Consider the following 12689-nt stretch of genomic DNA (forward strand, 5'->3'; position numbering starts at 1 on the left):
TCAATGTGTACGTGGGCGGCACCTTGATTGGCACCGCCACGGTGGCCCCGGGTGGCACGACGTGGGAGATCACCGATCTGGCGGGCTACGCCAGCAACGCCAGCTGGACCTACACGGCCAAAGTGGCAGACGCGGCGGGGAACGTCGGCACCACCGCTACGCAGGTGGTCAACACGGACTTGACCGAAGCGGCACCGGCCATCACAGGCGTGTTTGACACGGCCAGCAGCAGCACGACGACCATTGCCAACAACGGCACAACGACCAACGCCTTGAGCAGCGTCAAGGGCACGGGCCTGGCCGGTAACACCATCTTCTTGTACGACAACAACTACACGACTTTGGTGGGCTCAGCGGTGGTGGACGGCACGGGCAACTGGTCGGTCACGTCGCTCACGGGCACGTTTGGCGGCAGCAACACCTTTGCGGCCAAGCAGGTGGATGCGCAGGGCAATCAGAGTGGCTTGTCTAACCAGTGGACTGTCTCCTTGCCCAATGCCAACATCGTGGCGAACGGTGATTTTTCAAACGGAGCAACAGGCTACACATTCTTTGGTGCCTTGATGACCAACGGGGTCAGTTATGACGTGTCCGATAACTACATCGTCGCTGACATCAAGGGGATGGTGGGTTCAAAAGCGAATACCTTCATCAACTACGACGACATCACCAACCCCGTTTACACGGGGGCACCAGATACGCTGACGCGATCAGCGACAAACACGAGCGGGCAAGTGTCCTGGTACACAGACTATTTGGACTTGGTCGACACCCCAACAGCACGCCAACGTGTGGGCAGGACCTTTGAGTCATTGGCCGGTACGGTCGGCGAGTCCAACCAAGTGCTCACAGGTAATGTTTGGACGAGCAATGGTGGGACTTTGCACACCATTCTTTCAACAACAGTGAATGTCGAGGCAGGCAAGACCTACACCTTCAGCTACGACTATTTGACTTCTTTCTGGTCTGGTAATCCGTGGAATAACGGTCAACTCAATGGCGGCGGCCGATTGGCTGCGGTCGTGGATGGTGTGCGAATGGAGGTGCCTTACACGTTGGTGCCAGACAATGACGCAGAAATCACCACGGGCACGATGACGGCAACGTATACGGCCACCGCCACCAAAGCGATCACGATTAAATTCACAGGCAAAGGCACGGACTCACACCAATATGGTGACTACGCGCTGGACAACATCAGTTTCGTAGAGTCGGGTGCAAGCGCAGCAGTGAGCACTTTTGGCACCGCAGGCCCCACCGCCAACCCCGACACCCTGAGCTACACCGCAGGCGCTCTGGACGCGCTGGGCAGCAACGACACCATCACCGTGGGCAACACCAGCTTGCAAGCCACGCTGGCAGCTGGCGGCATCATCAACGGCGGCACGGGCATCGACAACCTCAAGCTCGCCGCAGGCACCACGCTCAACCTGGAGTCCACCACCGGCAACCAGACCGTCAGGCCCATCGAGCAGGTGGAGATGATCACCCTGCAAGGCGGCACCTCCAAGCTGACCATGTCGGCCAACAACGTGCTCAGCCTGGGCGGCAGCAATGCCACCACCATGGCCCCGTACACCTTCACCAGCACCACGCAAGGTACCGGCAGCACCGGCAGCACCACCAGCACCGGCAAGGTGCAGTTCGTGGTCAACGGCCAACTCAACGACGTGCTCAACCTGAGCGTGCTGGCCAACGACGGCGTGGTCAGCACCAACGGTGCCTCGGCCGGCTTGCTGGGCAACACCGATTTGGCGGGCAGCTGGGCCTACAAGGGCACCTTCAGCATCGCGGCCAATGTGGCCGTGGACGGCGTGGCCCACGTCTACAAGGTCTATGACCACAGCACCACCGGCGCCCAAGTGCTGGTGGACGTGGACGTGACGGTGAACACCATCTCGCCCATCACCATCAGCGCCATCAGCACCGACGCAGGCACCAGCGCCACCGACTTCATCACCAACGACCAGACGCTGACCTACTCGGGCGGCTTGCCTGCGGCCTTCAATGGCGCCACCGAGCGCGTGTTGGTGGAGATCCTCAACAGCGCCAACCAAGTGGTCAGCACCGGCTTTGCCACGCCCAGCGGCACCACCTGGTCGTGGAACAACACCACAAAAACTGAGCTCGAGGGCAACTACACCATCCGCGCCACCATCGTGGGGCTGAACAACACCACGGCCGTGGCCGCGTACGGCGCAGGCGCCAGCGCCACGCACCTGATGACCATCGACCTGACGCCACCCCAAGTGGCCATCGCCCGCACCGATGGGCTGACCACCACCGTGGGCAGCGCAGGCACACAGGTGAGCTTTACCCTGACCGAAGCGAGCAGCGACTTCACGCTGGCCGACATCGAAGCCAACGGCGGCACGATCAGCAATTGGGTGCAAAGCAGCACCAACCCGCTGGTCTACACCGCCACCTTCACGCCCACGGCCAATGCGGCCGGCACCGGCTATGTGCGCATTGCCAGCAGCAAGTTCATGGACGCGGCAGGCAACAACAACAAAGACACGTACACCAACCCGGCCACCGGCACCGATGTGTACCAGGCCAACAACCTGCAGAGCATCCCCTACGACACGCTGCCGCCTACCCAGACCGTGGCCTTCAGCAGCATGACCAAGGACAGCGGCGTCACCACCACGTCCAACATCAACAGCAACTGGACCACCAACGACACCTCGGCCGGGCGATTGCTCTCGGGCACCTTGAGCGCGCCTTTGGACGCGGGCGATGTGGTCAAGGTCTATGCCAATGGCACCCTGATCGGCACCGCCACCGTGGCCCCGGGCGGCAAGACCTGGGAGATCACCGACACCAGCGGCTACAGCGCCGGCTGGACCTACACCGCGCAAGTGGTGGACAGCCAAAACGCCACCGGCCCACTGGCCACGCAGGTGGTCAATGCGGACCTGACAGAAGCACCACCGGTGATCACCGGGGTGTTCGACACGGCCAGCACCACCACCATTGCCAACAACGGCACGACCACCAAAGCGCTGAGCTCTGTGAAGGGCACGGGCGTGGCGGGGGACACCATTTACCTGTACGACAACACCACCACCACCTTGGTGGGCTCGGCGGTGGTCGACAGCTCGGGCAACTGGTCGGTCACGTCGCTGACGGGCACGTTTGGTGGCAGCAACACCTTTGCAGCAGTGCAGCTCGATCCACAAGGCAACCAAAGCCTGACATCCAACCTTTGGACCGTGAAAGCGCCTGGAGCCAACCTGGTGACCAATGGTGATTTTTCTGCGGGTGAGACAGGCTTCACCACCACCGAACCCTTGCGCACGGGTACTGACGCCAACCCAGCCAACAATGCCTTCTGGCTTAGTTCGAGTGAAGGCTATGCGGTCAACAGCAGCTTCCAAAATTATGACTTTGATCTCGCCACGACCTTGGCCAAATCTGGGGTTGCGACGGCTGTAACTGGCATGAGCGCCATCAACTGGGCAACCGACTATGGCAACGCAAGCTCAGGTTGGCCCAATCCAGATAGCACCATGACAGGCAATGTGTTGTTCGGTGGTGTGTATGCCACCAACGCCAGCACCGTCTGGGCCAACCAGGTGATGTTGCAAGCAGGCAAAACCTATGAGTTCACCTTCGATTACATCGATGACCTGGCGCTGCTAGAAGCCGTCATCGGCACGCAAGTGATCAAATTTGTGAACAGCACGTCATCTTCTGTGGTTGAGGCAGGTCATTTTGTAGCCACTTTCACACCAACAGTGTCCGGTTTGGTCGACTTCAAAGTCAACGCTTATGGGCGAGGCGCCGCCTATACCGGTGCCGACGGCAACTACATCTTGGACAATTTACACGTTGGTGAAGCCGTACCAGCCAATGCCAACACCTTGGTGGCTGCCGCTTCGCTCGCGGGTGCGACTGCCAACACCGACAACCTGAGCTACACCGCAGGCGCTCTGGACGCCCTGGGCAGCAACGACACCATCACCACCACCAGCACCGGCCTGCAAGCCATACTGGCTGCAGGCGGCATGGTTGACGGCGGCGCGGGTGTGGACACGCTCAAGCTGGCCGCTGGCACCACGCTCAACCTGGAAACCCTGACCAGCAACCAGACGGTGAAGCCCATCCAGGAAGTGGAAATCTTCCAGATGCAGGGCACATCGAGCCTGACCTTGTCGGCCAACGATGTGCTCAGCTTGGGCGGCAGCAACGCCAGCACCATGGCGGGCTACACCTTCACCAGCACCACCGGCGGCACGGCTTCGGCCAGCAGCACGGGCAAGGTGCAGATGGTCATCACCGGCACAGCCAGCGACACGCTGGTGCTGGACCCCTTGATGAAAGACGGCGTGACCACCAACGGTGTGGAAGGCAACACGGGCCTGGCTGGTCAGTGGGACGACATGGGCACCGCTGTTGTGGGCGGCGTGACGTACAAGGTCTACAACCACAGCACCACACAAGCGCAGGTGCTGACGACCATCACTCCCACCGTGCGCAGCAACGACATCGCTTTCAGCAGCATGACCAAGGACAGCGGCGTCACGGCCGATGCCACCATCAACAGCAACTGGATCACCAACGACACCTCGGCCGGGCGTTTGATCTCGGGCACCGTGGCCACGCCACTGGCCGCAGGCGATGTGGTCAAGGTCTATGCCAACGGCACCTTGATTGGCAACGCGACAGTCAACGCTGCAGGAACGGCCTGGGAGATCACCGACACCGCAGGCTACAACGCCAGCTGGGTGTACAGCGCCAACATCGTCTCGGCCTCGGGCACCAGCACCACGGCTTACCAGCCGGTCAATGCGGACCTGACAGAAGCACCCCCGGTGATCACCGGGGTGAAGGATGCGGCCAATGCCGCCATTGCCCACCAAGGCACCACCACCCAAGCCATTGACAGCGTGTCGGGCACCAGCATGCCGGGGGTCAAGGTGTACCTGTACAGCAACAGCTTGGGCCATTTGGTAGGCACCGCCACGGCCGACAGCAGTGGCAACTGGACGGTATCGGGCCTGAATCTGGATGTGGCCTCTAACAGCTTTGTGGCCAAAGCCTTGGACCCACAGGGCAACCTCAGCCAGGCTTCTAATTTGTGGCAAGTCGGCACCACAGCCTCGGGCGTGACCAATGGCGACTTTGAGTTGGGCACCGCGGGTTATGCCGCTGGCGGTTCAGGCTTCGGTGGTTATGGCCCAGGCGACTGGGGCTCGCATGTGCCCCTGGCAACAAACCGTTCTACGGTAGATTGGCTTTGGGTCGCTGGCCTGCGCGCCGTGAACGTGATCGACGAGCCCACCAACATCACGGGCACGGCAGGTGCTTTGGTGGCCAACAATGACAACGCCTGGACTTATGGCACTTGGTCTGAAAATGTGTTCGTCGGCACATCGGCCAACATTGCCACCACGGGCTTCAAAGCTTTCCTCGGCTTGTCGAGCGGCAAAATTTTGGCCGGACATACCGACGCCAGCGGCGGCTCACTCAACAGTTTGGTCAGCAGCATTTATGTCAGTCACGGTCGCACAGAAAACTCGATCTACGCCACCGAGGTCGATGTGGTCAAGGGCAAGACTTACCAGTTCAGCTTTGATTACTACAACAACGCCATGATGTTCGGCAGCGGTGAGCGTAACGGCATCGAGCTCTTCATCAACGGTGTGCGGGTCATGACCACCAATACTTACAGCGCTGGCCATGTGACGGTGGACTACGTGGCACCCACCGATGGTGAGATCACCGTGAGCTTGCAAACCTACAAGCTGTCCTCAGACGCGAACAGCGCCTTTGCACTGGACAATGTGGTGTTCCAGGAGGTGCAGGCCACCGACAGCAACCTGGGCTCGGGGGGTGTGACCCCCAACCCAGACGCTGTGAGCTACAGCAGTGGTGTCTTGGACACCCTGGCGGGCAATGACACCATCACCGTGGGCACCACGGCTTTGCAGTCGGTGCTTGGGACGGGCGGCGGCCTCATCAATGGGGGCGCAGGTGTGGACACGCTCAAGCTGGCAGCGGGCACCTCGCTGGACTTGATGTCCTTGACCGCCAACCAGACCGTCAAGTCCATCCAGCAAGTCGAGGTTTTCGAGTTGCAAGGCCAATCGAGCCTAACTTTGACGGCCAACGATGTGCTGTCTTTGGGCGGTAGCAACGCCAGCACCATGGCGGCTTACAGCTTTGCCACCACCACCCAAACGGCTCACGGCAGCACCAGTGCTGCGGGCTCAACCAGCAGCACTGGCAAGGTTCAGTTTGTGGTCAACGCCACCAATACCGACCAAGTGGTGCTGGCCAACCTGGCCACCGACGGCGTCACCACCAACGCCCTGTTGGGCAACACCGGTTTGGCTGGTCAGTGGGATTACAAGGGCACCACCAGTTTGACGGTCAACAGCGTCACCAGCACCTACCGTGTGTACGACCACAGCACCACGCAAGCACAGGTGTTGATCGACGCGGACGCGGCCTCGAGCGCCCAATCCGCGGGCGTCAGCGGTGGTGCTGGCAGTGGCACGGGCGGTACGGGTGCAACTGGCGGTGGTTCGGGCAGTGGTTCTGGCAGCGCTGCCAATACCAATGGAGTGATGATCACCAGCTTGCAAGCCTCGGGCACCACCGCATCCAAGGTGATGACCGAGACCTTTGATGGCTTGAACCAATATGCCAATTTGCCGATGCGCACGTTCATCACCGACAGCGGCATGGAGTTCCATTGGTCCGGCACCACGGCACCGGGCAACTACATGTTGGGTGATGTGGGCTCGGGTCTCAATGGCCAGGGCCGCGCCTTGCATGTGAACGGTGTGTACCTGTCGCCCAGCGACCAGTCGGGCGTGTTCCAAATTTTCCAGTCGCAAGGCAATTTGACCAAGGTCGAATTTGATTACTGGGATCTGAACCAAAGCTCGCAATCTGTCTACACCGATGTGAACCTGGCGGGAACAGACACCAGCAATGGTGTCACCCTGGTCAGCAGTGGGGGCTTTGGCGGCACCCAGATGGCGCCCAAGAAATTCTCTATGAATGTCAGCGGTGCCAGCCACTTGAACGACTTGGGCGTGATCTTGACGTCGATGCAAAGCGATAACTTTTACATGGACAACATCAAGTTCACGCTGAGCGGTGTGCAAGAAACCGTCGATGTGGCCAATGGCGGGACCACCCGCTACACCACGGGTGTGGTGCAGGGCACTTTGGCGAGCCCACTGGCGACCGGTCAGAAACTGGAGGTCTTCAGTGGCACCACCAGCATGGGCTTTGCGACCGTCAATGGCACGCAATGGACCATTGCCGACACCGCCATCGCGGCCGCAGGCGAGGTGTACACCGCCAAAATCTTGAACGCCGACAACTCTGTGGTTGTCACATCCAGCAGCTATGCGGTCAACCCCACGGCAGGCGCTACGCCCAAACTGACCATCAGCGACGATGCCACCGCCAGCGTGGTGGGCACCGGCACAGCGGTCAACTACACCTTTGCGTTTGACCAGGCCGTGACGGGCTTTGATGCGGCCGATGTGACCGTGACCGGTGGCACCAAAGGCGCTTTGACCCAGATCGACAGCAAGACCTGGGTGATGACCGTGACCGCCAATGCCACGGGTGCAGGCAGCATGCAAGTCAGCGTGGCCGATGGCGCTTTCTCGAACAGCGCTGGCACAGTCACAGGCTTGGGCGCTTCGAAGGCCTTGGCTTACGACGCGACTGCGGGCGTTTACAAAGTCGAGTATTTCCAGCGCACTGCGTGGGGTTCGGCAACCTTCTCGGGCACCTCGGGCGACGACGTCATGGACTCGGTGGGCGACACGTTCTACCAGGGCACCGTGGGCGGCGAAAAGCTCTATGCCGGTGCCGGCAACGACACGGTGATCATTGACCAGGTCAACGTCACTTACCTGCACCAGGACACGCTGGGCGTGACGTTTGACGGGTTCACCCGCAACAACGCTGTGTTTGACGGCGGCACGGGCACCGACACTTTGAAGCTGACGGGCGGCACCGCGGCATTGGACTTGCAAAACGCATATGCGCAAAGCAACTTGAAGGGTTTTGAAATTTTTGACTTGTTGCCTTATGCCGGTGAGATGGGCTTGAACGAAGCCCGTTCGGGCGACAACTACAGCAGCACCATCAAGGTGAACCTGGCAGGCATCAACGCCGTGACCGATTCGGGCGTGTTGACCATCTTGGGCGACTCCAACGATGTGGTGCGCATTTCGGTGGGATCGTTGAGCACCTACACCGAGGGCACCACCACACTCAACGGCCGCGCAGTCAGGACCTTTGACTTGGACAAGAACGGCAAGATCGATCTGTATGTCACCACCGCCACGGGCACCGTCTCGGTGGCTGCTGGTGCTGTGACACCGCTGGTGCTGGACTTGAATGGCGATGGCGTGCAAACCACGGGCCTTGAAAACCCGGTGTCGTTTGACATCGACGGTGACGGCAAAACCGACAGCACCGCTTGGGCCTCTGGCGCCGATGGTTTGCTGGTCATGGACCTGAACGGCGATGGTTTGATCAACAGCGGTGCAGAGTTGCTGGGCGAAGCTTTTGTCACGCCCGACGGCACCAAGCCAAGCGATGGCTTTGCCGCCTTGGCCACGCTGGACAGCAACCGCGATGGCTTGATCACCGCAAGCGATTCGAAGTTCGCTGAGTTGCGCTTGTGGTTGGATGCCAACGGCAATGCTGTCACCGATGCGGGTGAACTCAAGACCTTGGCCGACTTTGGCATCGTCTCGCTGAACCTGAACGCCCAAGCTTCGACCACCGAGAACAACGGCAACTTGTTCGGACTGGTGTCGAGTTACACCAAGCAAGACGGCACACAAGCCGATCTGGTGGACGTGTGGTTGGCCAAAGGTGCCGAAGCCAATGTCAGTGTCCAGCCTCAGAGCTACGACCTCACGGGCCCTATGCAGACGGATGGCAGTTCTGTCGCCAACCACTTGCAGCTCAAGGCCAGCGATGTGCTGCGAGCGCCCGTTGATGCTTCGGGCAAGCATGTGGTCCAGGTCAAGGGTGACGGCAACGACACCCTGAACCTGAGCAACGTGCTCGGCGAAGAGGCCCCCGGCCAATGGCTGGCCACAGGCACGGTGCAACAAGATGGCGTGACGTTCAACACCTACAACTACAGCGCTGACAACAGCCTGCAAGTGATGGTGGACCAGCACCTGCAAAACGTGACCTTGTCATAAAAACGCAGGAGCCCACCCCGTGGGCGATGGTTTGTGCACCACCACCTCACACCATCGCCCACAGGGGTGGGCTCCTACAAAGAGACACCCTGTCTTCGTAGGAGCCCACCCCGTGGGCGATAGGCGTGGCACACGCGCTCAAAACCATCGCGCACAGGAGTGCGCTCCTACAACGCAATGCCCTGCCTTCGTAGGAGCCCACCCCGTGGGCAATAGGCGTGGCACACGCCTTCAAAACCATCGCGCACAGGGTGCGCTCCTACAACGCAATGCCCTGCCTTCGTAGGAGCCCACCCCGTGGGCGATAGGCGTGGCACACGCCTTCAAAACCATCGCGCACAGGGTGCGCTCCTACAACGCAATGCCCGGTATTCGTAGGAGCCCACCCCGTGGGCGATAGTCCCCTGAATTTGTGGGAGCCCACCCCCGTGGGCGATAGGCGTGACACACGCCCCCAAAAGCATCGCGCACAGGGGTGCGCTCCCACAACGAGACACCCTGTCTTCGTAGGAGCCCACCCCGTGGGCGATAGGCGTGGCACACGCCCCCAAAACCATCGCGTACAGGGTGCGCTCCCACAACGAGACACCCTGCCTTCGTAGGAGCCCACCCCGTGGGCGATAGGCGTGGCACACGCCCCCAAAACCATCGCGCACAGGGGTGCGCTCCTACAAAGAGACACCCTGCCTTCGTAGGAGCCCACCCCGTGGGCGATGGGTTGTGCACCACCACCCCACACCATCGCCCACAGGGTTGGTCTCCTTCAACAGACCGCCTCGATCGCGACTCTGAATATCTTCAATAAAAACATACAAATCATTCAATTTGGTTTTATCAATCCGTCAAATTGTCAATGTAGAAATTTTTTACAGTTCCATCTGCGGTTTACCCCAATTGGGGGTTTGTTCGTGCGCGCACTATCAGTATCTTCAAATCAAATCAACAAATTTCACAAGAACAGAATCAGCGCCAACTCTTTGATTTTTCATATGTATTGAGGATTTGGAAAAGGTTTGAGTGGATAAATGGCAAATCTATAAATCCAAGCAAATTCAAGGAGTCCTTTGGCACCTCTGCACACCGGTGCCAGGGTTCTCACGCAGACGGTTGAACCTGCGCGTGAGGGCGCCATGCACTGAATCTACAGAACTTGACCACAGACATGGACTCTTATCTTCTTCAGTTAGGCGAATACAAGGACGAACCTTTGTCATTGAAGGGCCCGGAGCTGCTTGCAGCCCAAGTCCTGGTGGATGTGCTCAAGCCAAGTGATGCGCAGGCTGTTTTGCAAAACATATTGAGCGGCCAAATCCGACTGTCCCAGTTGCCCGGCAGTGGGCCACTCATCGCGCCACCGCGACCAGATCTTCGATCACTTCTCCCCCCTGACTGGCGGCACCAATCCTTTGTGGAGAACAGGGGCTGTGGTGCCTCTAGCGCCTGTTGACACCAACTTCTCCAGCAACACCTCCAGCAACACTTCCAGCGACACAGCCACGCCCACCGCAACGCCCACGGCCACCGCTATTTCCTCGAACAACACCTCGACCACCATGCCCACCATCGCCATCACCACCAGCCGCACTGAACTGCAACTCAATGAAACAGCTTTGATCAGTTTCTCCCTGAGCCAGGCGAGCACCAATTTCTCGCGCGAGGACGTCACGGTGATCGGTGGCACCCTGAGCAACTGGCAAGGCAGCGGCAGCAACTACAGCGCCATCTTCACGCCCTCCGCAGGCGCGGGCAGCGCAGCCGTCTTTGTGGACAGCCAGCGCTTTTCTAACGCCTCCGGGGTGGTGAACCAGGATGGGCAAGACAGCAACAATACGGTGTCCATGCGCATTGGCACGGCCACCAACACCAGCCCCACTGTCAACAACAGCCCGACGGCCAACACCGAAGTCGCCAGCGCATCCAGCAACGTCAGCAACACGACCAGCAACGTCAGCAACACCAACGTCACAGCGACCCTGGCGCCCACGGTGATGATCACCAGCGCCCAGTCCAGCTTGGCCGTGGGCCAGAGCACCACCCTCGAATTCGTGCTCAGCCAGCCCAGCACCAACTTCACCCAGGGCGACGTCACCGTCACCGGCGGCACGCTGAGCAACTTCCAAGGCAGTGGCGATCGCTACACCGCCACCCTGACCGCCACGCAGCCGGGGGTTGTGATTTCTCCATCCACGCCAAGCGCCACCGTGAAGGTCTTGGCCAACACCTTCAGCAACGCGCAAGGGGTGTACAACACGGTGGGCAGCAACACGCCCGTTGTGGCTGTGACCAATGAGGCGGCCGTGCCGCAGACGCCGGCGCCCGTGGTGCCAGCGCCCCAGACACCCCAGCCGCCCGCAGCTGAGAGCAACAACAACACCACAACGACCGCCACGACAACGACCGCCACGACCACCACAGCAGCGGCCGACACCACCCCGCCCACCGTCATCGTCACCAGCAACAGCTACGACCTGGCCACTGGCCAGACGGCCACGCTGACCTTCACGCTCAGCGAGGCCAGCACCACCTTCACGCGCGACGACGTCACCGTCATCGGCGGGGGCCTGTCCAACTGGCAAGGCTCGGGCAAGACCTACACCGCCACCTTCACGCCCACGGCGGGTGCCACCAGCGCTGCGGTCTTCATCGACAGCGACCGCTTCACCGACGCCACGGGCCTGGCCAACAAGGACGGCGGCGAGAGCAACAACGTGGTCTCGCTGAGCATGGGCTGCGGCGTCACCTCGGCTGCGGCCGACCCCTGCGGCTGCCCACCCTCTGGCGGCGGGGACCGCAACACCACGGTGGACACCACGCCCCCCACCATCGCCATCACCAGCAGCAAGTCGCTGCTGGGGGCCACAGAAAGCGCGCTGATCACCTTCACGCTCAGCGAGGCCAGCACCACCTTCACCCTGGGCGACGTCACCGTTGTGGGCGGGCGGCTCACGCAGTGGCAAGGCTCGGGCAGCAGCTACAGCGCCATCTTTGTGCCCGATGCGGGCGTCACCAACGCGGCGGTGTATGTGGACAGCCAGCGCTTCACGGATGCGTCGGGCAACGCCAACCAAGACGGGGCGGACGCCAACAACGCGGTGGCGCTGCGCTTGGCTTGTGGCTGCGGCAACGGCAACAACAACGGCGGTAACAATAACAACACCGGCGACACCAGCACCTACGTGGGCATCACATCCCCCGGCCAGGGCGGCACAGCTGGCGCCATCACCGGCACGGGCGAGCCCGGCGCGGTGGTCACGGTGCGTGATGTCAACAACAACATCATCGGCAGCACCACCGTGAGCGCCACCGGCGCCTGGAGCCTCACCCCCACGGGCCCTGTGGCCACCGGCACCATCTCGGCCAGCGCGCGCGACACCAACGGCAACACCGCCAACGCTACGGGCTCGAACGGCAGCGGCGGCGGCGGCGACCGCAACAACAGCAGCTTCAGCACCATCCGCATGGATGCTGCCAGCGACACCGGCCAAGACACCA

At 60.9% G+C, this 12689-nt stretch carries 2 protein-coding genes; both read left to right on the forward strand.

The window, feature by feature from the left end; translation table 11 throughout:
- Nucleotides 1-11: 11 nt before the first annotated feature.
- The gene (locus B9Z49_RS21880; protein ID WP_233254753.1) at nucleotides 12-9197 is read left to right on the forward strand and encodes an S-layer family protein; all 9186 of its coding nucleotides are present in this window, start codon (nucleotides 12-14) and stop codon (nucleotides 9195-9197) included.
- Nucleotides 9198-10624: 1427 nt separating this feature from the next.
- A partial coding sequence (locus tag B9Z49_RS21015; RefSeq protein ID WP_233254754.1) for an Ig-like domain-containing protein occupies nucleotides 10625-12689 on the forward strand: 2065 nt, incomplete at its 3' end.

This window comes from Limnohabitans sp. 2KL-51 (assembly GCF_003063645.1).
Lineage (GTDB): Bacteria > Pseudomonadota > Gammaproteobacteria > Burkholderiales > Burkholderiaceae_C > Limnohabitans_A.